Source organism: Pseudomonas sp. G5001, assembly GCF_013385475.1.
Taxonomy (GTDB): domain Bacteria; phylum Pseudomonadota; class Gammaproteobacteria; order Pseudomonadales; family Pseudomonadaceae; genus Aquipseudomonas.
In genome coordinates this window covers 358-24366 of sequence record NZ_JACAPZ010000015.1, presented here as the reverse complement: position 1 = coordinate 24366, position 24009 = coordinate 358, and the positions used below count along the sequence as shown (strand labels likewise).

Annotated in this window: 16 protein-coding genes; 10 read left to right on the top strand and 6 right to left on the bottom strand. The window is 58.1% G+C overall.

What is annotated here, in order from left to right:
* Positions 1 to 5: 5 nt before the first annotated feature.
* The 3 genes from HX805_RS13510 to HX805_RS13500 are packed head-to-tail and all read left to right on the top strand — an operon-like array spanning position 6 to position 3409.
* The gene (locus HX805_RS13510; RefSeq protein WP_043049579.1) at positions 6 to 815 is read left to right on the top strand and encodes a hypothetical protein; all 810 of its coding nucleotides are present in this window, start codon (positions 6 to 8) and stop codon (positions 813 to 815) included.
* Positions 816 to 2360: a hypothetical protein gene (locus HX805_RS13505; protein WP_177081735.1), complete on the top strand. Its 1545-nt coding sequence runs from the start codon at positions 816 to 818 to the stop codon at positions 2358 to 2360. It begins immediately after the preceding gene.
* Positions 2360 to 3409 carry a hypothetical protein gene (locus tag HX805_RS13500; RefSeq protein ID WP_177081734.1) on the top strand — a complete coding sequence of 350 codons (1050 nt, stop codon included), beginning with the start codon at positions 2360 to 2362 and terminating at the stop codon, positions 3407 to 3409. The genes HX805_RS13505 and HX805_RS13500 overlap by 1 nt, the downstream gene beginning before the upstream one ends.
* Positions 3410 to 3565: 156 nt before the next feature.
* On the opposite strand, the gene HX805_RS13495 is transcribed toward HX805_RS13500, so the two are convergent.
* The 6 genes from HX805_RS13495 to HX805_RS13470 all read right to left on the bottom strand — a co-directional run bounded on the left by HX805_RS13495 (position 3566) and on the right by HX805_RS13470 (position 14552).
* Positions 3566 to 5809, bottom strand: coding sequence for a DEAD/DEAH box helicase (locus HX805_RS13495; protein WP_177081733.1), 2244 nt, complete (start codon positions 5807 to 5809; stop codon positions 3566 to 3568).
* Complete coding sequence (locus HX805_RS13490) at positions 5784 to 7079, bottom strand: ATP-binding protein (protein WP_069557042.1); 1296 nt, start codon at positions 7077 to 7079, stop codon at positions 5784 to 5786. The genes HX805_RS13495 and HX805_RS13490 overlap by 26 nt, the downstream gene beginning before the upstream one ends.
* Positions 7076 to 9499, bottom strand: coding sequence for a TerB N-terminal domain-containing protein (locus tag HX805_RS13485; protein WP_177081732.1), 2424 nt, complete (start codon positions 9497 to 9499; stop codon positions 7076 to 7078). Before HX805_RS13485 ends, HX805_RS13490 begins: the two co-directional genes overlap by 4 nt.
* A gap of 1207 nt (positions 9500 to 10706) precedes the next feature.
* Positions 10707 to 11540, bottom strand: a complete 834-nt coding sequence (locus tag HX805_RS13480) for a CmcJ/NvfI family oxidoreductase (RefSeq protein WP_177081731.1) — start codon at positions 11538 to 11540, stop codon at positions 10707 to 10709.
* Between the two features lie 28 nt (positions 11541 to 11568).
* On the bottom strand, positions 11569 to 12309 hold the full coding sequence (locus tag HX805_RS13475) for an SDR family NAD(P)-dependent oxidoreductase (RefSeq protein ID WP_008431768.1): 741 nt from the start codon (positions 12307 to 12309) through the stop codon (positions 11569 to 11571).
* A gap of 92 nt (positions 12310 to 12401) precedes the next feature.
* Entirely contained in the window at positions 12402 to 14552 is a 2151-nt protein-coding gene (locus tag HX805_RS13470) for a TonB-dependent receptor (RefSeq protein ID WP_008431769.1), read from the bottom strand.
* Positions 14553 to 14985: 433 nt separating this feature from the next.
* Between HX805_RS13470 and HX805_RS13465 the strand changes: the two genes are divergently transcribed.
* The 7 genes from HX805_RS13465 to HX805_RS13435 are packed head-to-tail and all read left to right on the top strand — an operon-like array spanning position 14986 to position 23952.
* A complete protein-coding gene (locus HX805_RS13465; RefSeq protein ID WP_177028845.1) occupies positions 14986 to 16689 on the top strand; it encodes an ABC transporter substrate-binding protein in 1704 nt (567 codons plus the stop codon).
* A complete protein-coding gene (locus HX805_RS13460) occupies positions 16686 to 17618 on the top strand; it encodes an ABC transporter permease (protein WP_177081729.1) in 933 nt (310 codons plus the stop codon). Before HX805_RS13465 ends, HX805_RS13460 begins: the two co-directional genes overlap by 4 nt.
* 23 nt (positions 17619 to 17641) lie before the next feature.
* A complete protein-coding gene (locus HX805_RS13455; protein ID WP_003219924.1) occupies positions 17642 to 18895 on the top strand; it encodes an acyl-CoA dehydrogenase family protein in 1254 nt (417 codons plus the stop codon).
* A 32-nt stretch (positions 18896 to 18927) separates the two neighbouring features.
* Positions 18928 to 19980 carry an NADP(H)-dependent aldo-keto reductase gene (locus HX805_RS13450; protein ID WP_087694258.1) on the top strand — a complete coding sequence of 351 codons (1053 nt, stop codon included), beginning with the start codon at positions 18928 to 18930 and terminating at the stop codon, positions 19978 to 19980.
* A 15-nt stretch (positions 19981 to 19995) separates the two neighbouring features.
* Entirely contained in the window at positions 19996 to 20859 is an 864-nt protein-coding gene (locus tag HX805_RS13445) for an ABC transporter permease (protein ID WP_003219920.1), read from the top strand.
* Entirely contained in the window at positions 20856 to 22514 is a 1659-nt protein-coding gene (locus HX805_RS13440) for an ABC transporter ATP-binding protein (RefSeq protein ID WP_177116928.1), read from the top strand. Before HX805_RS13445 ends, HX805_RS13440 begins: the two co-directional genes overlap by 4 nt.
* A 37-nt stretch (positions 22515 to 22551) precedes the next feature.
* Positions 22552 to 23952, top strand: coding sequence for an LLM class flavin-dependent oxidoreductase (locus HX805_RS13435; RefSeq protein WP_177116927.1), 1401 nt, complete (start codon positions 22552 to 22554; stop codon positions 23950 to 23952).
* Positions 23953 to 24009: the final 57 nt, after the last annotated feature.

Sequence of the window (24009 nt, the reverse complement as noted above, 5' to 3'; positions counted from 1 at the left end):
TTGTGATGTCGGTTTATGCCAAGCGTGAAAGTAACACCGGGAAATGGGTTTGGGGCGGTGTGATTGGCGTTGCAGTCGCCTTGGTGCTCGGCGGGATTGGCTATTACAAAATGAACCACGAAACCCTGGACAAGGAGACCCTTTGCCCCAGTAACGGCCCTAAAGGCCAATATGTCGTGTTAATTGATAACACCTCGCCGTTCCCTTTCACCCAGAAGGCTGCTTTGTCCCAGCGGCTCAAGACGATGGTGGTGAACGAGGTGCCTGAAGGGCACCTGCTTTCTGTGTTTTTGCTCGGGGAAAAATTTGAGCAAAACGAAAAGCCTATCTTCGAACGCTGCAACCCTGGTCAGTGGGGCGATCGCAGTCAACTCACGGCGACCAAGAAGTTTGTTGATAGGGATTTCAATGAAAAGTTCGCCAAGCCGCTCGATGCCGTTGTGCGCCATATCCCACTCGACGAACACAGCAAGCTGTCACCCATTTTTCAGATGCTCCAACTGGTAGGCATCAACGGGTTCGATCATGCCAACGTAAAAGGTGACCGCAAGCTTGTCATTTACTCGGACATGTTGGCCAACATGCCTGATTTCTCAATGTACAAAAATAAACGACACAATTATGCAGAGTTTGCCAAGTCTCCTTATGGTCGCAACGCCCAAGCGCCAGGCTTAAACGGAGCCACCGTGACCATCAATTTGCTGGCAAACGAGCAGAAAACGCCACAAACCAACGAGCTTGGCAATTTCTGGGCTCAATATTTCGAGGCCAACGGGGCTTCGGTTGAGGGAATTACTGCAATGGAGGGGCTGTAATTGGACTTCAACAAGCACGTGCGCCGGGTGCAAACCTACTTCATTGCGGCGGTAATACTCAAGGCTACTTTGGCCGTAACCAGCCTCCTACTTAACGAGCCTTTCTGGCTCGGCTTTGTGCTTCCATTGCTCGTGATGTGTTGTTATTGGTTTGTAGGTTACCGCGTACGGGAGAAGTGGAACGTCCAGCTCACCCTCGCAAAATTTGCGGACTCGGTTTACTACCTCGGGTTCTTATTCACTGTCGGCAGCATCATCATCTGTCTGCTCGACATTAACTCCATTGGTGAGAATCTCAATGGAATGGCCGTTCGGTTTGGCGCCGCGATGGTGAGCACAGCCATAGGCATGCTAGCCAGGGTGCTACATACAGGCTTCAAAGTTGATACAAACGACGCGGTCAGGAGCGTTGAGGAGCGTGCTGTTCAGTCGGCTGAAAACCTGACCATGGCTTTTGACGCCGCCAGCCAGCAGCTTGAAGTGTTCCGGGATCAAGTTATGGCTGCTTCCAAGGAAGCAGTGCAGAGCGTTCATGAGCAAATCACCACGATCTCTCAGCACAGCACCAATGCTATGGATGCGTTTTTCGCCAGTGCTACTCGTCAAAGCAACGAAGCTTTTGAGCTCATCCTTAAGCAAGCCAACGATGCCAGTACGGATCTACTGACCACCATCAACGGCCTTACTGAGAAGAGCTCGCAGACGCTCGACCGCATGGAATCTCATGCGCTCGAGTTCGGTAAAAAAGCCCAAGAGCGGCTCGATCAGACTCTGTTCCCGGATAACCTGTTCGCTCAAAAACTTAACCCCGCTATTGATACGCTATCCGGAACTACCGACACCCTAAACGAAGGGGTCTCGACGTTGGCTCTGGACGTCAAGGCTGCTGCTCGGATGGTAGGTACTGCGATTCGCAGTTTGAACACCAAAACTGAAACGATAGGGCAGGCCGTCGCTGCGGTAGGTTCGATCGTAGAAGGCCAAGAACGATTGGCGGAATCGATGAAGTCACAGGGCAGCGACGTCATGGATCGAGTGGAACGTATTCAAAAGGACTATCTGGACTCGTTGGAGGATCAACGGGAGGAGTTCATGGACGACATCAAAGCGAATCAACAGGTGTTCGCGAAAATTGTCGAGAGGCTTGAAGAATTGCGCACTGTGGCCAGAGACGACACCACAGTGGAGCGTTTGACCCGAGAAATAACGGGCGCACTAAATGCCGTCAGCGACTGCGCGATTAAAAGTAACGAGGCCCTCGCAGAAAATTTACGCTCGACGCTGATGCCGTTGGTAGAGGCCGTCGTGGTCAGTAATGACATACATAAGACGCTCGCTGCCAGTGTTGAGTCGAGCACTCGCAACATCGAGACAACGCATTCTCAATTACTGGATGAGCTGATGGGCAAGATTGATCTCATCAATAATCCTGACATGCGTTCGCTAGCTATTAGCGAAGAGCCTTCAGGCCCATCGCTCGAATCTATTGCCGATGCGACTTTGGCATTCGACAACGTGACTGCGGCTGATGTGAGAACTGCCTGATGAGTTCTAAAAATGATCAGGTGTTTCAGCTGTCGCTTACCGAAATCTGGATCATTTTGTGTTTCATTCTGCTTTTGCTGATGGGGTATAAGGTTTGGGAGCTCACGCATAAGAATACGGAGATGGCGAACAAAATCTCCGCTTTCCAGGATTTCGATGAGCGTGAACAGGCAATCACGCGTGCGAGTGATCAGCTCAAGGCGCGATTGGTTTCTCTTAAAGTGAAAAATCCTGACGAGATCATTTCGAAGCTCGTAGATGCCTCCAAGGCAAAAGATGAAGCCGGCCGCCTCAAGGTGCTACTCACTCAGAAAGATGAACAGCTTACTGCGCTAGCCGCTATCGATAAGGCTTTGCAGGAGGCTGGTAGCAAAAACAAGGGTGAAGATGCCAAGCGCCTTGTACTCGAAACAATGATGTCCTATGACCAGCTCAAAAAACTCGTGATCGATCCTGATCAGGAAAAGGACGCTCAGCCGACGGACGTCATCAAACGAATAGGTGCCCTCCAGGCAACTGAGCAATTGTTGAAGACCGCGTTAGGGCAAGAAGTCGTTCCGACTTCGGAGCAGATTTCAGACATTGTGAAGAACGCTGAAGCTTATGCCCAAGCCGAGAAGCAGGGTACAAATCCGACGACGTTGCAGAAAACCAACAGTGACTTGAGGGGGCAGGTTCAGTTTCTACAAAACAAGCTGAACAAGGGCAAGGGAGGGGATCTGCCGCCTTGCTGGGCGAACGAAGCTGGCAAAGCAGAGATGTTCCTCACGGTGTACTTGAAGGAGGACTCACTGAGCTTTGAGCCGGCCTGGCCACCGACACGGCAGACCGATGCTGAGGCACTGCCAAATTTCTCCGCTTTGATGGCAAACACCACTCGCACTTATGAGGACTTTCTTCAGGCGGCACGCCCCATCTCTGATTTAGCCAATCAGCGAGAGTGTAAATTCTATGTACGACTGGCGAGTCAAATTCAAGGGGCAGTAATGTCCGATCGGCGCCGCTTGATGATAGAGAATTTGTTCTACAAGGTAGAAGTTAGACGTTAGGTTGCGTCGTCGGCACCGTGATTTTCCGGCACGTATAAACAGGCCCAGGATTAAGTACAGTGGGGCCGGTGGTGTTCACTCATCGCCAGCCCAGCGGGGAGCCATCGCAGTTTTGTGTGTCGTTGCATCGCATCAATGCTGCGCAGTTTCTTCCGCTTATTTTTCCACGGAATGACTCTGTGCAAAAAGAATTGCGGTCGAGATATCGAGCGATATGGAAGCAAACGACTTCATCAGCAAGGATTGCGGCAGTGCCCAATCCCACTTTTCGCGCAGCATGTTTTCCACCTCCGAAAGTATCGAGTCTAGATCAGCTGCATCCAGGCTTCCCACTTCCTTCAGTGCCATTTGGGTTCGACCGATGTCGGCGTCAACCTCAATGGTAAGGCCTGCGTTATCACAAGAAAGACCGACATGATTGAGTAACAAGCGCAGTGCATCGTTGGCATGATCACCTAGCCAGCTCATCAGATAACACTTACCGCCGGACTCAACTATGTAGCGCTTACCAAGGCCCAGCGAAACAAATGTCTTTCGAGCCTCGTCGAGAAGCTCTTGAGCCCCTTGATCAATAAAGGGGCAGGGGATTGTGTCTGCCAAGACGGCTCGCATTTCTTGGCGTACGTTGTCATGCACCATCGCACCCAGACCATCGAACTGAGGAGGGGCACCACCGCGGGCTGCTGAAACGATGATGACTTTGGCCTGGAGATCAACATCACGAACCTGCCACCTCCGGCCTCCGAAAATAATGCGCTGATCCTTGGTCAGTGGACGGCTTACCGGCACAGATCCCAGTGCCCTACCATCGCATACAAGGCGAAATTCTTCGTCGCTGGTGAATGCGCTGTAGAACTCATAGTGGTTGATCAATCGCTCTCCAACCGTCCCAGGAAGAAGCAACCCTGAGCTGTCCTGAACAATGAGCTCGTGCTCGCCGAGCGCCTTGAGCAACTTCACAAAGTCTGGTTTCTCAACTTTTGGAAATGCTCCCTCAGCAATCAAACTTTTCCAGAGATCTGCAGCAGATGCACCGCCGCACTGGGCAATCACTGAAAGACATTGTTGAACGAGGGTGGACGCGTGAATGCCTTGAGCCCTGGGAGGTTCAAACCACCCCTTGGCCAGCAGTCGAACCATGGCAATGGTTTGAACCAAGCCTTGGCGCAGTTGATCCGAGAGGCTCGATCCATCTTTGAGTGGCGATTCCTTGCAGTAAACGCGCAGCGTTGCTTTTTCTCCTGGGCGCCTTCCCGATCGCCCTAGACGTTGTCGCAGACTCGCCACCGATGGTGGGGCACCAATCTGCACGACTGTTTTGATGCTGCCGATGTCTATGCCGAGCTCAAGCGTCGTGGTGCAAATCGCGGATGCTGCATGAGTCCCTGCCTTGAGAGCATGTTCTGCTTGCTCACGTAAGTCCTTCGAAAGGCTACCGTGATGAGGCCAGAATTCGTTAGGCACGCCTTCTTTCTCGCAGCGCCGTCGCAGTTGATCTGCGTACCATTCAACCTGAGACCGGCTGTTTGGGAAAATCAGGTTGTTGCTGCCGCGTAACACCTTGTAAAGATGATCAGCGATCGCGAAGTCTGGGCTTGCCTCGCTCTCTGTCTCGTCTTCATTTTCCGCCTGGTCAGGGAGCTTTACGGGCTTCTTCTTGAGCTCGCTCATGGGTGGCTGAATGTAACCACGAACTTGCACCTGGAGAGTCTGGTTGGAGCTTTTTGATTCAATGACGGTAACGCCATCGGCATTTCCCGGACGCAAAAACTCCGACGCCATCTTCATATCGCCGAGGGTGGCTGAGAGCCCGACTCTAGGGAGACGGTGGCCGGCAACAAGTTCTACCCGATGCATTAGCGACTGAAGTTGCTTGCCTCGTTCGCTACCGATGAACGCATGCAGCTCATCCACGACGATATAACGCAGGTGTTGGAACACCCCGCCAAGACTTGAACCGCGGTTGACGAACAGGGCTTCAAGGGATTCAGGAGTGATCAGAAGCACCCCCTCAGGGGACTTCAAAAAGCGATGTTTTTTGCTTGAGGAGATGTCCCCGTGCCAAGCCACTACGGGAATCTCAAGCTGCTCACAAAGACGGCTTAACCTGTCCCACTGGTCGTTGATCAGGGCCTTGAGCGGGCTGATATACAGCACCGAACCGGGTGGATCATCACGATTCAGCAAATTGGTGAGTATGGGAAGAAAAGCAGCCTCGGTTTTGCCTGCCGCTGTTGCTGCGGCGATGATGACATCCTGATCGGCATCTACCAGAACAGGTACCGCCCATTCCTGGGCGTCGCGCAAGGAAGTCCAGCCTTCCGCCCAAACCCATCGCTGGATTCGGGACTCAAGTTGATCGAAACCCGATGACTCAGAGTGTGAAGGTGGCAAGTTCATCGTCCGCATCGACTTTGGTATCGTCTTCGCCGCCCGAGTCCCTGGCGACCTCGACGGCTCCAAGCAGCATTCGCCAATCGGCGCCCGGGTTTTGCTCCAAGATGGCGAGCAGGTTGATGAACGCTGTGATCGTGGTACGTGGCGTGCGGAAGTAAGCTTCTCCCAGACGCTGATTACAATGCGCCATGAACAAGGGAAGCGCTTCGTCAGGTAGTAAGTATTTTTCGACATCCCCGCCAGCGTATACGTGACGAAGCTTCTGAAGCAGCACGTAGAAGTCTTCCGGGGTCAGGCTGGTCAGGCGAATGACCGGCCCCGACAGATCCACCAATCCTGATTTTGCAAACGAGTTCTCGGCCAATCGAGATTGCAGGGCAGGGTAGCTGAATAGCCCCCGACGAGTGTCCATCAAAAACTCAGGAGTGCCACCTAAAACGAAACCAAGCCCTTCGGACGATCCCTGCAGAGAGTCGTTGAGAATACGGAGGATCTGTTCGTAATTGGCATTACGAGCTTGGGTATTGGCCAGTTTGTAGAGGTTGACCAGTTCGTCGAGGCAGATCATCAGACCGCCAAAACCTGCAAGTCTGACGAATCTCGACAGGAGCTTGAGCTGATCGTAGACGGAGGCATCATCAATGATGGTTCGTACACCCAAGGCTGCTCGGGCATCAGTCTTAGTGGTGAACTCTCCACGCAACCAACGGATGGCGTCGGCCTTGAGCTGCTCGTTGCCTTCTTCGAAACCTCGGCAATAGGCGGCAATCACCTCCGCAAAATCATACCCGTTGACCATCTCGGTCAGCTCGGCCAAGTGAGCACGAATAACAGTCTCGCTGTCCGTACCCGCCGCCTTGGCTTCGGTTTTGGCCTGAGAGATGAATTTCTCAACAATGCCTTGCATAGCCCCTCCGTCGGGCTTCGTACGAGTCGACATGTTTTTAGCCAACTCGGAGTAAAGCGAACGTGCTTGTCCACCCGTGGCATGTAATCTGCGATCTGGGTTCAAGTCGGCATGCATGGTGACAAGCTTGCGCTCCATGGCAATGGCTCGTACCAGGTTCAGAAAGAACGTTTTACCCGCACCGTACTCGCCAATGACGACTCGAAATGCCGATCCACTTTCAACCAGGCGATTGACGTCCTTAATCAGTGCATCTAGTTCGCCTACCCGGCCAACCTGAATGAGGTGTTGGCCCACGCGAGGAACGACGCCTGCACGTAGCGACTGGATGACCGCATCGCGATCCTTGGCTCTGATAGTGCTCATAGGGCTAACTCTTCCAGAATGTTTGTATTGATCTCGACAGGGTCATCACCCTCAGTGACGGGCATATCGAAACGTTCAAAAGCCATGTCGTTAATTTGTTCCAGGGCACCATCGAGCATCAGCTCCATGTCGCTGGCGGCAGCTTCAAGTTCGGAGCGGCTCCACTCAGGGCGTGAGATCAGCAACCGAAGGAATGCAGAGTGTTCCAAATCGAGACCATCAATGTCTGCACTCGATTCTTGTACTGATTCTGCCACATCGATCAACTGTTCCGGTTCGTCAACCTGGTCATCAGTGAAGACTTTGGCAAGGAGGGCGGAGACCTCTGCGGTTTCTCGTTGCAGTTCTGCAATGCGCTCGTGATCAAGCACGAACCCTTGATTTACAGTGAAGTTGATCGGGGTACCAGGCTCGGAACGAGGAATGCCGGCTTTTGGTTTTACGAAGGCAATACTTGCTCCAGATGCAGCACCGTGGAGATCGCTGTACAGCAACTGACTGTCCAGCTGCAGGGCCTTGTAAACGCGCTCGAGAAGTTTCACTTCCAATGGGCTGACGATGCCATCTGCTTGCGCCAGATGGGCCAGGAAGCTGGCAATCGTGCGTTTGGCTTCGACCGTTAGTGGGTCGAGTTTTTTCTTTAGGCTGGCCAGCGTTGGTGGTTGCTGGATCTGGATTCGCAGGTGTGCTTTAAGGCGTTTGCGATGGGCCACACTCAGGTGATTCCAGGAGTCGATGTGTTGAGCAAGAAGCGTAACTTCCTCAGTGGAGGTATCACCATCGGCAGAAGCCACAGCACTAGCAAGGTCGAGCGTCACCGAAGCAGCATTGTAGGCTGCAGAAGCTCGCAGTGCCCCGTCTTCTGGTTGAGTCACGAACAGCGCGATTTGATCTTCTGCTTTCGGTGTCTTACTGCCAGCCAGTACGTCGGGTTCAATACCGATATGAAGCGATTCCAGCGCGCGGGCAAGTGCAAGTACTTTGTCGCGGGACAGGGCGCCGGCGCTCTTGAACCGGCCTGCGAGTTCGCCAAAGCTCATGACAATCAGGTCGTCGCCAATTCTGAATTGAAGCTCGTCCAATTCTGTACGGGCTGCCGTCGGCCAGAGAGCGACGGGAAGTTGCAAAAGACCTTCGAGAGCTTCTGCGCTATCAGGGTTGCGGCCCAAATATCGGCTGTAGGGTTCAAGCTCTGTAGTGCATAGCTCAACCAGCAACTGCAGGCTTTTTCGTGTACCTGACGTGGCCAGGACATCAGGAAGGTCACCCAAGCTAAGCGTGGGGGCCATTAAGACCGCGGAGGCCGGCCGATAGCTGGTTTTAAGTTTGGTCTTGTTCTGCGCCAGGACAAGACCCTTAGGGTGGGCGCTTGTGTACTGAAGCTTGAACAGTCTCGAAAAGACATCCTTGCAGCGAGTCACGGGCGTGCGTTTGCTGATGTTGGGGTCAGCTAGCGCCCAGGCTAATGCCCAATCGGCATCAAGGGGGCGCTTGTTGGAAGCGAGTTGCCCCAGACCTACGCGCAGTGGCAGTGGCATCTCGTAGCTATACGCGACAACGTTGGGAGGTGGTCCAAGGTAAAGGTCTGGATCGATCTTGGTGTTGCTCAGGTAATCCAGAAAACCTTCCGCATATCCCCTGAACGACCTATTTTCCCCGTAGATACTCAATAGGCGCTGGACTTCTTCTACGATCAAAGGAAGCTCAGCCTTGACGCGCGGGTCACTCACTGCGTCAACGAGTGCTCGACGCTCCAGACCATAAAAATACAAAAAGACGTAGCCGGTGTCTGCCAGTGGGTAACGACGGCCGCCCTCCAGCCATTGAAGGTATCCACGGCGAGCCTCTGACGTGATGGAGTGAAAACTGGGCCAATAGGACATCAGCCGTTCTTCTAGATCGACGTGTGTCTTTGCGATACGGAGCTTGGGGTTTATCAGTGAGGGTTCTTCGGCATCGTGCCGGCCACCTAGCACGCTGCCCATATAGAACATGCCACCGGGAATTGAAAAACCGGAAACGGTGACAGATTCACCTACTGGCACCCAGCGAACATCAGGTTTTTGCGTGCTCGCATTTGGAATGTTGAAGGACTTTGAAGATGCTGAGCCGAGTTGGACAGTGTAAAAATCAGAGGTTTCCTCTGTGCCCATATTGCTCCCTGAAACCTCACGGATAGAGAAAGTGATGCCTGGCCGTTGATGCTCTCGCAGATGTTCCGTCTCCGAAACGGTCACTGACAATTGCTCGGCCTGTCGCCTTGAGCGACGAACCAGCAGCCAAAAAACCGCGGCAATGCAAGCAATAACACCAATGGCGATCCAAGCATTTTTCGGGATCGATGCGACTGCGCCGAAGGCCAGAGCGAAAATGATCAGGATGCCGTTACTTGTAGATTTTTTTGCCTTCTTCCTTGCCATGAGTCGTTTCAACCTTGAAAGATGGGTGCTGGCGCAATGGCAGTATCCGATAATTGCCCCACGAGAACCATGGGCTGAGGAACGCTATTGATCGGAAAATTTTGCTCGCGCACGAATAGCTACAATCATCAGAAGTAGCTTTTTCAGCATGACGCGCGCAGATCATCCCCCTCCGTTGCTGATAGCTGCGATTAATTGTGGGCAGCTATCAGCCAGAAGCAGTCATTCAATCTCGGGTTGCTAGCGGCTTGACAGCGAAATTTCGCAGTGGACGAGTACATACCTGACTCCATTTTCCCTAACACCACTATTAACCTCTCAAGTACTCTAACTTTCCGTGAGCATCAGGTAGGGATCTGCTGATGCCTTTGCCGGAGGCCTCGGTCTGGTTTTCTCAAGAACGTGAACGATTTCACATGAACTCAAGGTATCACCGACGACATGGTGGCCATCGCACGTGCTGAGCAATACGCGGCTATCGTCCCGGGTGTCATTGCTTATAGCGCCTCCTTTGATCGGCGCCTGCCAGCCCTCGCCCCTGAGCTCACCACCGCCTGCGCAATGCTGCGGTATATGGAGTGGTGAATGGGTAAAAGGGCTGGCAATGGTGCTGGATCAAGCTATCGAGGCCGCTATCGAATGCGGGGGCTGGAGGTCGGCTCCCACCGCGCCCTAGGCAGTGCACGAATGACTCTGGACGTGCTGTGCTACCTGCTACGTCGCACAAATGGATGTAAATCAACAACCTGGCCTGCTGGTAGATATTCAGTAGAAACTGCCAAAGTGAATTCAATTTTTCACATAGCTAAAATCAAGCATCTCATGTCTATTGAAAGTGTCAGTCGGTACCAATAAGATGATTCTGCTACAACCAAATCAATATTAACATCAAGGATAGATTTTATGGCACTTAAACCAGGCCCAAAGCCAATAGCTAAATCAACTGGTGAAGTTGATAAGCGTCGTCGTGACAATAAAGACACGCAGGGAAATAATCCTGACTTGAAACCTAGCAAGTCCTCAAAAAAATAGGTTGTCACTGGCAGAAGCTACTTTAATGGTAGCTTTTGTCATTTAGGCTTTTAGGGAGTGAAGGCATAGTCGGTAATTTCGATTTATCTGACGATCATTACCCGCTCTATAGCATCCTGAGCAAGCCCAACCTGAAAAGGCTGGGCTTTTTCATGCCTTAAAAGAAACCCAAGACTCACTCCCCAAAAAACACCAACGCCCGCACCTCGATACTCCTCCTTGGCGGTGCATCCACCGGCGTAGTCGGGTCATCAAACGCCGTATGTGCGCTGCGCCTTGCAACATCGCTACGCGAGTCATGGATCTTCAACAGCAGCACCTCATCCGGCCGCAACTGCGGGTAGTAATACCAGCGATGTGCGGGATTGGCCTTGACCGAAAAAGTCTCGCCAACCTTGTCCCGATACACCAGGTCGCTGGGCAGCAAGTCGCTCTCGGCCATGCTTTGCGCATCGCACAGGGCGAGTGGGGTACTCAGGACCGGCGCACCAATCGGCCGCCAGACGTTAATAATCGCAAACCGTTCCAGCAGCCGCTGTTCAGCTTCATCCGCAGGCAAATGATCACGTACCCTGCGAATCGCCGAGCGCTCGGTCTGGTCGTTATGCACGTACCGCACCGGCTCACGCAGCCCGCGGTCCTCGCGTCCGTGCTCGTCTACCCGGATGGTGTGGTCGAAGATCACCACTTTCACCGCACCGGTCTGTTGCTTGAGCAAGGCTTCGGTTTCCGGATAGTAGTGTTCACGGACCTGATCATCGTTTTCCAGGTCAGGCACCGAGCTGGTGTGGTCGATCCTTTCGAAACCGTTGCGATCCAGACAAGCCGGTTCGTCGAGCGACCGGGCGTTGTGAATACTCACCTGAGTCGGGTCCAGCACGCCGTTGCGCTTGGGTGTGCCGTCTGGCTGCGGGAAGGTGTAGTTCACCGGTCGCTCGCCGGTGTCCAGCAGGTAGTTGAGTTCGCCGATGACCGATGGCGGGGCGAGATGAGTCTGATGAGTTCCCATGAACAATCCTCCAGGCGTGAGGCGGTTTTCAGAAGGGTTCCTTGAAGGGCCGCAGGTCCAGTTCCTGGGTCCAGGCGCTGCGCGGTTGGGTGTGCAGGTACCAATAGGCGTCGGCGATGTCTTCGAGTTTCAGCGCACCGTCTTCCCCCAGTCGCGCCAGGTAATCCGGGGCCCGGCTTTGCACGCGCTCACCGTCGATGGCGCCATCGATGACCACATGGGCGACGTGCACGTTTTGTGGGCCGAACTCGCGGGCAAATGACTGGCTCAGTGAGCGCAGTCCCGCCTTCGCGGCAGCAAAGGCGGCGAACGGTGGCTTGCCTCGCAATGAAGCGGTAGCCCCGGTGAACAACAGGCTGCCGCCACCACTGGCGAGCAGCAAGCGGGTGGCCTCGCGGGCAAACAGGAAGCCACCCAGGGTCGATGCCCGCCAGGTCTGCTCGAACAACTGCGCGCTCAACTCCAGGGTCGGCGCTGCGACGGAGTTGCCGACGTTGAAGATCGCGGCTTTGAGGGGGCCCAACTGGCTGATCTGCTGGCTGGCGGCGATCACCTCGGACTCGATTCCCGAGTCCGCCACGATAGCCACCGCTTCCCCGCCGAGCGCACGGATGCCCTCGACCACAGCCTGCAACTTGTCCGGGCTCCTGCCGCTGACGGCCACCTGCAAACCCTCCCGCGCGAAGCGTCGCGCCAGCGCCGCTCCCAGGCCGGCCACGGCACCCACACCGGCAATCCACACCACAGGCTCGGATCGAGACTCAGACATTAGCCACTTCCTCAATGAGATACGTGGCTAACAATTTACCCATCGCCGGGCGTGAGGAATAAGAACATCGACAGCTAAGGTTATGCGCTGACTCAATAGCGCATTTCCACCGCCACATAAGCCCCAATCCCATCCCCTGGATACAACGACGCCGTATCCTGCCCCTTCGCGTCATACAACGGCTGCACCGCCGTCACGTATTTCTGATTGGTCAGGTTCTTCAAATCCAGCGACACCTTCCAGTCCTTGCTCGGCGTTTCATACCCCACGTTCGCCCCGAAGATTGTGTAGGAGGGCGCATAGAAGCTGTTCGCATAATCCACCGCCGTACGCGAAGCCGATTGCACATTCACCCCGGTATAGAAGCCCGCCGGGTGCTGATACTGCACTTCGCCCTGATAGATATGCTTCGGAATCCCCGGCAGTTGGTTGTCGCCGAAGGTCGGGTCGTGCCGGTAGTAGAAGTCGTTATAGGTATACACCTGGCGCAGGGTGATTTTTTCACCCGAGGTGTTTTCCCACAGGCGTGTATTCAAGCCGGCCTCGATGCCTTGGTGGATCGTCGGCGTGGCGTTGAATGCACCGGTGACCGCAGCAGCCGTGGAGGTGGCCGGGATGATCTGCACGTTGAGCAATTCATTTTTCACCCACGAGCGGTAGAGCGCCAGGCTGCCGTCGAAGATGCCCGATGAACCCTTGATCCCGACTTCCACGGTATTGGCTTTCTGTTCCACCAGCGGCCGTACGTACGGCGTGGTCGGCCCGGAGCCGGAGTATTCCCAGGACGCCGGTGGGTCGACGGAGCGGCTGACGTTGGCAAACACTTGCAGTTGTGGGTTGAACTCGTAACGCACGCCCACTCGCGGTGCCAGGCTCCAGTTGTCGTAGGTCACATCGCTCGGGTAGGTGGTGGTGTTGGCCACCAGGGCTTCCTTGACGTCGGCATGGCGGCGCACGTTGATCGCCGAGACGCCACTGGTCAGCCACAGGCCGTCCACCAGTTCCAGGTCGTTGCCCACGGAGAACACGTGATCGAACGAGGAGCTGTAGTCGACGAACTTGCGCGTCTGTTTGTTGGCGAAGGTGGAGTCGACCTGGCCCTTGAGGTGCTCGGTGGAGGTGAAGGCCAGGCTGGAGCGGCTTTCGTGGCCGAACAGGGTGTCGCGGCGGTCGTAGTTGATCACCGCGCTCAGGTCATGCCAGTCCCAGTAGCTGGGGTTGCTCGGGCTGTTCGGGCTGTTGTTGTGGGCGTACTGGTAGTAGACGAAACCCACCGACAGGGTGGCGTCGTCCTCAAAGGTGTAGGTGGTCTTGCTGCCCAGCCATACGCTGCCGGGGCGACGGCTGCCGGCGCCGCTGCTTTCGGCGGTGGCACTGGCACGGTCGGAATGGTGCTTGACCGCATCCAGGGTGGTGGCGCTCGGGTCGTTGTGGAACTCGTCGCGGTAACGCAGCATCACCCGGGTTTCGAGTTGCGGGCTGAAGCGGTAGCCAAAGTTGGCCACCACGCCCTGGCTCTTCGACAGGCTGTAGTCGCGGTAGCCGTCGCTGCGGTAGTTGTCGGCATTCAGGTAGTAATCGAACGCACCCTCGACGCCGCCGACGCTCAGGCTTTGCTTGTTGTAGCCGTAGCTCCCGGTTTCCGCTCGCACCCGCAGCCCGGGTGCGGTGTAGCCGGTCTGGTTGACGAAGTTGATGGCGCCGCCAAGACTCAGTGCGCCGTACTGGAAGGCGTTGGCACCCCGCAGGATCTCGGTGTAGTTCACCCCCGAGCCGTTGAGGAATTCGTAGGGTGTGCCGCCCGGGCCGGTGATCGGCAGGCCGTCGAACAGGAACTTGATGCCCTCACGGAAATACCCCGGCGAGGTGTTGGCGCCCGAGCCACGAATGGAGATCTTGGCCGCGTCGTTGCCGCCGGTGGACTGCACGAACACGCCCGGCTGATAGGCGAGGGTGTCCTGCAAGGTGGCGGTGCGTCCCTTGGCCACTTGTTCGCTGTCGACCACGCTGGTGCCGCCTGGCACTTCGGACAGCTGACTTTTGGCTGCCTCAACGGGCGTGATTTTTTGTGCCTCTACTGTCACCGTCTTTAGCCGTGTTCCGGTCGTCGGTGTGACCTCATCATCTGCCTGCACACTGGCGGAAAAAACCAGGGCTGAGCCCAGTCCCACCATCGCCAGCCAAGTTGCTTGCCGCACGGCAAGTGTCAACTTTTGCAACTCTCCCCGAAAGATTGGATCCATTAAGCGTGTTCCTTGTGAATAGATAAAAGAGCCCCAGCTTTCTATTCGAATAGTCATGCCTGTTTCGCTCTGAGCAGTTTCTATGCCAAGACTATTGGCCAAGGAATACGGGCGCTTAGTTAAGGTTAAGTGTTCTGCGGGATACTTTGTTTTGAATCGGTGTTTGATTCTCAACAGTCAACTTTAATGCCTGGGATTACCGCAGCTGTCGCGAACGCAACAGTTGATAAGCAGTGTGTAAGGCTACCAACAATCCCGGGGTGTATAACGGGTATAACCATATAAGTGTTTGGCAGTGTTCGCCCCGTTTTACAAGGGTTTTTCGCCGGTTTCATGGTCAATATGGCGTTTCTTGAAGACTGGCATGCTCACTGCATTACATCCCGTAATTGCAAACTTTCAGTGTTCATCGAGTTCCTCTAAGGAAGTGTCATTGACAACCATCCTGAAACTTTCGGCGGTTATTTCACTGTGCCTGGCAGTCAATGCCTGCTCACCGGCTGCGGCACCGAAACATGAAACGTCTGCGGCTGATGGCACGGTCACCAACGGTGTAGTGACTTATTCGGCGACGGACTTTCATGAGTCGTCACCGGGGCGCAGTGGCGGAACTTTGCGCGTCTCAGCCGCCTCCGACGCCGGCAGTTTCGATGTTCACGCACTGTCTAACGGCAACATCCAGTGGATGGGCCGGATTCTCTTCGATTGCCTGGTGTACCAGGACGAGCAGGGCAATATCAGCCCGTGGCTGGCTCGCTCCTGGGACATCTCCGACGACGGCAAGACCTACACCTTTCACCTGCGCGACGACGTGACCTTCAGCGACGGCGAGAAATTCAATGCCCAGGCGCTGCAAACCAATCTGGACCACATGCGCGACCCGGCGACCAAGTCCCCACTGGCCGCGGCCTATATCGCGCCGTACCTGGATGGCAAGGTCATCGACGACTACACCTTCGAAGCCCATTTGCGCGAACCCTATACGCCGTTCCTGGATGTGCTGGCGCAGTCCTGGCTGAGCATGATCTCCCCCAGGCAGATTCGCGAGGCGCCGAAGACCATCGCCGAGCACCCCATCGGCAGCGGGCCGTTTACGTTGCAGAGCTACACCCGTGACCAGGGCGCGGTGTTCATCAAGCGCCCCGGCTATAACTGGGCGCCACCGGTGACGCGCCACGCGGGCGAGGCCTACCTGGACCGTATCGAACTGAGCTACGTCCCCGAAGCCATGATCCGCTTCACGGCGCTAGAGTCCGGCCAGTCGGATTTCGCGCTTGATGCACCGGCCCAGAATGCCGCCGCCATCCGCGCCAACCCCGACCTGGTGATGCGCAGCCGGATTCGCAAGGGCAACCCGAGCCGCAGCATGACCTTCAACGTCGAGCAGCCACCGTTCGACGATGTACGGGTGCGTCGCGCAGTGGCCAAGGCCATTGACCGCGAAGGGTTGGCGTGGATTTCCGGCTTCGGCGAATACATCGCCAAGGCGGATTTCCTGGCGGCCAACACCCGGTTTTATCAACCCAACAACGACGCCCTGGCCTACGACGTGAAAGCCGCCAATGCGCTGCTGGACGAGGCCGGCTGGACCGGGCGCGATGCCCAGGGCTATCGAACCAAGGACGGGCAGCGCCTGAATGCAACGATGCTGTCCTATGACAACCCGGCGTTTCCCGCCAGCGTTTCGGTGGCCATCCAGGCCGACCTGAAAAAAGTCGGCTTCGAGATGCCCATCGAAATGCTGCCGCTGACCCGCGTGACCGAGAAACGCTACGCCGGGAAGTTCCAGGCGCTGGCGGGCGGTTACTGGCACACCAACACACCCGATGGCCTGTTCGTGCTCTATCACAGCCAGGCCATCAGCACCGACAAGATCATCGGCCAGAACGTCGGGCGCTTCCGTGATGCCGAACTGGATCGCGTGCTCAGCGCCGCCCGCCAATCCCGCGACCCGGTGCAATTGCAGGCGCTCTATGGCGAGGCGCAAAAGCGCCTGACCGAAACCGTCCCGGCGGTGCCTTCGGTGGAAAGCCAGGTGCTCACCGCGTATGGCCGGCAGGTCCAGGGGGTGATTTTCGATACTTCCCACAACGTACCGTTCTTCACCAGCATCTGGCTGGACCGGGGGCAACCATGAGCCTGTTCAAATCCATCGCCTGGCGCCTGCTGGCGGGCATTGGCGTGCTGTGGGGCGCGGCGACGCTGACGTTCCTCGCGGTCAATTTCAGCGGCGGTGACACGGCGCTGGCAATCCTCGGCGGGCCGGATTCGATGCCCACCCCGGAGCTGCTGGCCCGGGTGCGTGCCGAGTACGGCCTGGACCAACCCCTGATAGTGCAATACGGCAATTACCTGGTGCGCCTGGCCCATGGCGACCTGGGCGAGTCCTATCGCTTGCGCATCCCGGTGCAGCAGGCGATTGCCGAGCAGATTGGTGCAACCATTCAACTGTCCCTGAGCGCGGCGTTGCTGGCGGTGGTATTGGCCCTGGTGTGCGCGATCCTCACCGCCAACCGTTCGCGTTGGGTGCGTTCAGCCGTTTCAGGCAGCGAGCTGGTGCTGTCTTCAGCACCTTCGTTTGTGATCGGGATGCTGTTGTTGCTGGTGTTTTCGTTTCATTGGCACTGGTTGCCGCCCTCCGGTTCCGTTGGCTGGCGCTCATTGATCCTGCCCTCGATCGCGCTGGCGTTGCCGGTGTCGGCAGTGCTGACCCAGCTGCTGCGCCAGTCCCTGGAAGACACCCTCGAACAACCCTTTATTGCCATGGCCCGTGCCCGTGGCTTGTCCGAAACCGCTGTGCGCCTGCGTCATGCCTTGCGCCATGCGCTGGTGCCGTTGGTGACCCTGGCCGGGTTCGTGTTCGCCAGCCTGCTGGGCGGCGCGGTGGTGGTGGAATTGCTGTTTGCACGCCAGGGCATCGGGCGCTTGATGCTCGATGCCACCAGCAACAAAGACGTGCCGGTGGTGCTGGGCGTGACCTTGCTGGCCGCCACCGTCTATGTGCTGGTGAACCTGGCCGTCGATTTGATCAACCGCTGGATTGACCCTCGGGCCAACCAAGCGTGAGTGCCTTTGAAGAAGGAAAAACCATGAGTGCTTCGATCCCCGCTGAAGTGAGTTATGCCGACTTGCACCAGCGTTTCGCTGACGTATTTGCCCGGATAGCCGACACCGCCGTCGCCCGCGAGCAGCAACGCGAGCTGGCCCATGACGCGGTGGCTTGGCTGCGCGAGGCCGGCTTTGGCGCACTGCGTGTGCCGCAGGCCTTGGGCGGCCTGGGTGCAAGCCTGCCGCAGCTGTTTCGCCTGTTGATTGAACTGGGAGAGGCCGATTCAAACCTGCCGCAGATCGTGCGCGCGCATTTCGGTTTCGTCGAAGGCCGGCTTTCCAGTCGCGACAGCGCTTCCCAGGATTACTGGTTCGCCAAAGTCGTCGACGGCGAGTTGTGGGGCGCCGCGATGGCCGAGCGCACCGACACCACCCGCAACTCGGTGACCCTCAGCGCAGTCGACTCCGGCTGGCAGCTGGACGGCGAGAAGTACTACTGCACCGGCACGCTGTACGCCAACTGGATCGCGGCCGTGGCCCTGGATGGCGAAGATTTTGTCAGCCTGGCGGTACGCACCGACGCGCCGGGTGTCACCGTCGAAGATGACTGGGACGGCTTTGGCCAGCGACTCACCGGCAGCGGCACTACCCGCTTCAAGGCGGTGAACGTACCGGAGCAGCACATTGTGCGGCGCTTCAAGAAAGACGAACTGCGCGCCGAGTCCTACCTGAGCGCTTTCTACCAGCTGTTCCACCTGGCGACCCTGGCCGGCATCGCCAACGCCGTGCTGCGTGACGCCACCGAATTCGTCAAGGGCCGCACCCGCGCGTTTGGTGTGCCGGGGCAATCGAGCCCCAAGGATGACCCGCTGGTGCAGCGCGTGATCGGCCGCTTGTCGAGCCTGGCCTATGCCGCACGCACCCAGGTGCTGGCCGTCGCGGAGGTGCTGCAGGACGTGCACGAAGCGGAGCAGGGCGGGCACGCAACCGAACAGCATTACACCGAGGCCGAGATTCGCGCTTTTCAGGCGCAACAGATCGTGCTGGAACAGGTGCTGGAAGCCACCACGCTGCTGTTCGAAGTCGGCGGCGCCTCCGCCACCAGCGAGTCGCGTCGCTTCGACCGGCATTGGCGCAACGCACGAACCCTGGCCTCCCACAACCCGGCGATCTTTCGCGAACGGGCACTGGGCAACTACTACCTCAATGACGTCACCCCGAACGCCGCCTGGCGCAGCCTGCAAGCCGCCGACGCCGAGCAGCAGGCCGCCCGCGACGAAGCGAGTGCGGTATGAGCCATCAACCCTTGAAGAAAAAAGGATCACCCATGCGTTACCGCCAACTGGGCAACAGCGACATCCAAGTCAGCGTGCTGGGCCTCGGCACCATGACCTGGGGCCACCAGAACACCGAAAACGATGCCCATCAACAGATCGACCTGGCACTGGCCGAAGGTATCAATTTCATCGACACCGCCGAGATGTACCCCACGCCGACCAAGGCCGAAACCTGGCGCACCACCGAGCGCTACATCGGCAGCTGGCTGGCGGCCAGTGGTCGACGTGACGAGGTGATCCTGGCGAGCAAAATCGCCGGCCCGGCCCGTGACCCCAGCAGCCAGCAGCACATCCGCGACGGCCTCAGCCGCCACGACCGGCGCAACATCGTCGAAGCCCTCGACGGCAGCCTCAAACGCCTGAACACCGACTACCTCGACCTTTACCAACTGCACTGGCCCGACCGCACCACCAACATCTTCGGCCAGCGCGAATACCCGTATCAGGCAGACACCCAGAGCGTCGCCATCGAGGAAACCCTGGCGGTGCTGGCCGATCAGGTCAAGGCCGGCAAGGTGCGCCACATCGGGGTTTCCAATGAAACCCCGTGGGGCGTCGCCGAGTTTCTCAAGCAAAGCGAACGCCTCGGCCTGCCGCGCATTGCCAGTGTGCAAAACCCCTACAGCCTGCTTAACCGCCTGTACGAAGGCGGCCTCTCGGAGTTCACCCATCGCGAAGGCGTCGGGCTGCTGGCGTACTCGCCTCTGGCCTTCGGTGCACTCACCGGCAAGTACCTCGGCGGCGCACGGCCCGAGGGCTCGCGGCTGTCGGCGGTGTACCGCACTTTCAATCGCTACGACAGTGCCTCGGCCCAGGAGGCCATCACCGGCTACGTGGAGATTGCCCGGCAACATGGCCTCACCCCGGCCCAACTGGCCCTGGCCTTCATCATCGACAAACCCTTCGTCACCAGCGCACTGACCGGGCAAACCAGCCTGGCGCAATTGCGCGACAACCTCGGCGCGCTGGACGTGACTCTTGGCGATGAGATCAAGGCGCAGATCCAGGCCATCCACCAGCGCATTCCCAACCCCGCGCCCTAGCACCAGGAGCCTGGCATGACGCAAACCATTGAAACGTTGATCGGCAATCGCCCGTTGCGTCTTGTCGGGTTTACCCAACTGCGGCCGGGTCTGTTGCTCGCCGGGGTATTTGTCGGGCTGTTGCTGCTGGCCGCCGTTGTTCCGCAATGGCTGGCCCCGTATGACCCGCTGGAGGCGTCGGCGCGCATGGCGTTCCAGGCGCCGAGCAATGTGCATTGGCTGGGCACTGATGAGAACGGGCGCGATGTGCTCAGCCGCTTGATTTATGGCGTGCGTTCGTCGCTGTTCATGGGCCTCGCAGCTACGGCGCTGGGCCTGGCCTGGGGCACCTTGCTCGGGTTGATCGCCGGGCTCGGTCCGCGTTGGCTGGACGGCGCCTTGATGCGCGGTATCGACGTGCTGCTGTCCTTTCCCGACCTGTTGCTGGCGCTGGTGATCATCACGTTTTTCGGCCAGGGCACGGCCAATCTGATTCTCGCGATAGGCATTGCCGGTGTGCCGCGTTATGCGCGCCTGGTGCGGGCGCAAACCCTCAGCGTACGCAATGCCGGCTACGTCGAATCCGCCGTCACCCTCGGCCAATCGCAGCTGGCGGTGGTGCTGCGGCACATCCTGCCGAATGCGTTCAAGCCCGTGTTGATCCTCGCCACCATCGGCATCGGCGGCGCGATCACTGCCGGTGCCGCCTTGAGTTTTCTCGGCTTCGGCGCACCGCCGCCTGCGCCGGAGTGGGGCGGGATGATGTCCATCGGGCGCAGCTTCCTGGCCAATGCGCCGTGGCTGGTGGCCTGGCCCGCCCTGATCATCACCCTGACCGTTGTTTCCATCAGTGCCATCGGCCGCGAACTCTTGCGCCGCAGCGAAGGAAAGCCTCTATGACGATGAACATCCATACCCTCGGCCCGTTGGTCGATATCCGCGACCTCACAGTACGTTTCGGCCAGGCCGAGCCAGTGTTGCACGGTGTCAGTCTGCAGTTGAACCGGGGCGAATGCCTCGCGCTGGTGGGGGAGTCGGGGTCCGGCAAAAGCGTCACCGCCCGCACCCTGGCTGGCCTCACCGGCAAGGACGCCCATGTCCAGGCTGCCAAGCTTGCCTTCCAGGGCGTCGACCTGCGCCAGCTCAACGAGCGGGCCTGGCAGCAACTGCGCGGCGCGAGCATCGGCTTTGTGATGCAGGACGCGTTGGGCGCGCTGGACCCGCTGCGCCGCGTCGGTGCCGAGATCGAAGAACCGTTGCACCTGCACACCGCATTGGGCCTGGAAGCGCGCCGCCTGCGGGTGCTGGAACTGCTGCGGGATGTCGGTGTGCCGGAACCGGAACTGCGCGCCAGCCAATACCCCTGGCAACTTTCCGGCGGCTTGCGCCAGCGGGCGCTGATCGCCTCGGCGATTGCCTGCAATCCGCGGCTGATCATTGCCGATGAACCCACCACGGCACTGGATGCCACGGTGCAGGCCCAAGTCATCGCCCTGCTGGAGAGCCTGCGCGGTGAAGACAATGCACTGCTGATGGTCAGCCACGACCTGTCGGTGGTCTCGCGCCTGGCCGATCGCGTGGCCGTGATGCGCCACGGGGTGATCGTGGAGGAGGGCAGCACCGAACAGGTCCTGCAAGACCCGCGTCATCCGTATACCCAACTGCTGCTGCGGGCCGCCAAGGCCGTGCACTTCCAGCCTACGCGCCGGTTGCTCACGGCGGTGGAGCTCGAGCCGGCGCCCCAGGGCGAAATACTGCTTGAAGCACGCGAGCTGTCCAAAACCTTTGTCGGCCCCGACGGCAAAACCCGCACGGTGCTGAACCAGGTGTCGCTACAGCTGCGTCGCGGCGAGACGCTGGGGGTGGTGGGCGAATCGGGTTGCGGCAAGACCACCTTGACCCGGCTGATACTCGGCCTGGAAACCGCCGATGCCGGCGAGGTGTGGATCAATGGCCAGCGCTGGTCCGACCTCGACACCAGGCAAAAACGCGAAGCCCGGCGTGCGGTGCAAGTGGTGTTCCAGGACCCGCTCAGCTCCTTCGACCCACGCTACACCGTGCAGCGTGTGCTGTTCGAAGCGCTGGTGGTGGCTGGCGTACCGCGTCATGCCCGGCGCGACCGTGCCCTGGAACTGCTGGAACTGGTACGCCTTGATGCCAGCGCCTTGTCGCGCCGGCCGATCGAACTTTCCGGTGGCCAGCGCCAGCGCATCGCGATTGCCCGAGCGTTGGCTTCCGAGCCGCAGATCCTGATCTGCGATGAACCGGTGTCGGCGCTCGACGTGTCGGTACAGGCACAGATTCTCGAACTGCTCGACGACCTCAAGCGCCGCCTCGGCCTGGCCTGCCTGTTCATTTCCCATGACCTCGGCGTGATCAACCACGTCAGCGAGCGCGTGCTGGTGATGAAGGCCGGTGAAGTGGTGGAGTCCGGCTCGGTACGCGCGGTGTTCGACCGTCCGGCCCATGCCTATACCCGCGCGCTGATCGATGCGATTCCGACCCTTGAAACCGACTACACGCCGATCCCGTTCTACCTGAATGTAGCGATCTGACGTATTGGAAAACGTATCTACGAAAGGAGTGCTCCTGGTGCCCAAGCAACTGCACGTGAATTTGTTTGAGATGAACTGCGTCAGCCACATCGTCCATGGTTTGTGGGTGCACCCGGACAACAACCGGCACCGTTTCAACGACCTGGACTATTGGACCGAGCTGGCGCAGTTGCTGGAATACGGCACCTTTGACGGCGTGTTCCTGGCCGATGTGATTGGCACCTATGACCGCTTTCGCGACGGCCCCGAGACCTCGCTGCGTGAGGGCATGCAGATTCCCAGCAACGACCCGCTGCTGGTGATTCCGGCGATGGCCGGGGTAACCAGGAGCCTGGGGTTCGGCGCGACCTTTTCCACCACCTACGAACCGCCGTTCGCGTTTGCGCGGCGCATGAGTACCCTCGATCACCTGACCAAGGGGCGGGTGGGCTGGAACATTGTCACCTCGTACCTGCCGAATGCGGCGCGCAACTTCGGGCATGACACTGAGGTGGTTCACGATCACCGCTACGAGATCGCCGATGAATACCTCGACGTGCTGTACAAGCTTTGGGAAGGTTCCTGGGACGATGACGCGGTGATTGTCGACCGTGAGCGTCGGATCTACACCGATCCGGACAAGGTGCGCTATATCAACCACGTGGGGGAGCACTTCAAGGTTGCCGGCCCACACTTGTGCCAGCCTTCGCGGCAGCGTACGCCGGTGTTGTTTCAGGCTACGGGGTCACCGGCCGGGATCGAGTTTGCCGGGCGGCACGCCGAAGTGGTGTTTACCGGTGGTAATGATGCGCCGGCGGTGCGGGCGAATATCCAGGCGATGCGGCAGAAGGCGGTTGAGCATGATCGCGATCCGGCGGGGTTGAAGTTTATTGTGATGGCGGGGGTGATCGTTGGGCGGACGGATGAGGAGGTGAGTGCCAAGCTCGACAGTTATCGCAAGTTGGTGAGTGTCGAGGCGTCGCTGGCTCACGGGCAGTCGGCGATTGATTTGACGGCGTATCCGCGGGATACGTTGATCAGTGATCTGGTGAGTCGGCAGGTCAAGGGGTGGGAGAGTTTGAGCCGGTACAAGGCGGACTCCACTGTTGGGGCGGTATTGGCGCAGTTGGGTGGGTTTAATCGCGAGCGGTTTTTTGTCGCGGGTACGCCGACGGTGGTGGCGGACGCGATTGAGAAATGGCTGGATGAGGATGGGATCGACGGGATTAACCTGAGGCAGTATTTGTCGTTTGAGACGGCGCGGGACTTTATTGAATTGGTGGTGCCGGAGTTGCGTCGTCGGGGGCGGTTTCGTGAGCGGTACAACGAGGGGGAGACGTTGCGGGAGCGGTTGTTTGGGGCTGGGCGGGCGCGGTTGCCGGGGGACCACTTTGGGGCGCGTTATCGGGATCCGGCGGCGTTGCTTCAGGCTGCTTTGCCGTTGCGGTTTCCGGCGTGAGTTGAGAGTACATATCCGTTATTTAGGTAACGGCGGCCTATGGTTTCGCTCTTACAG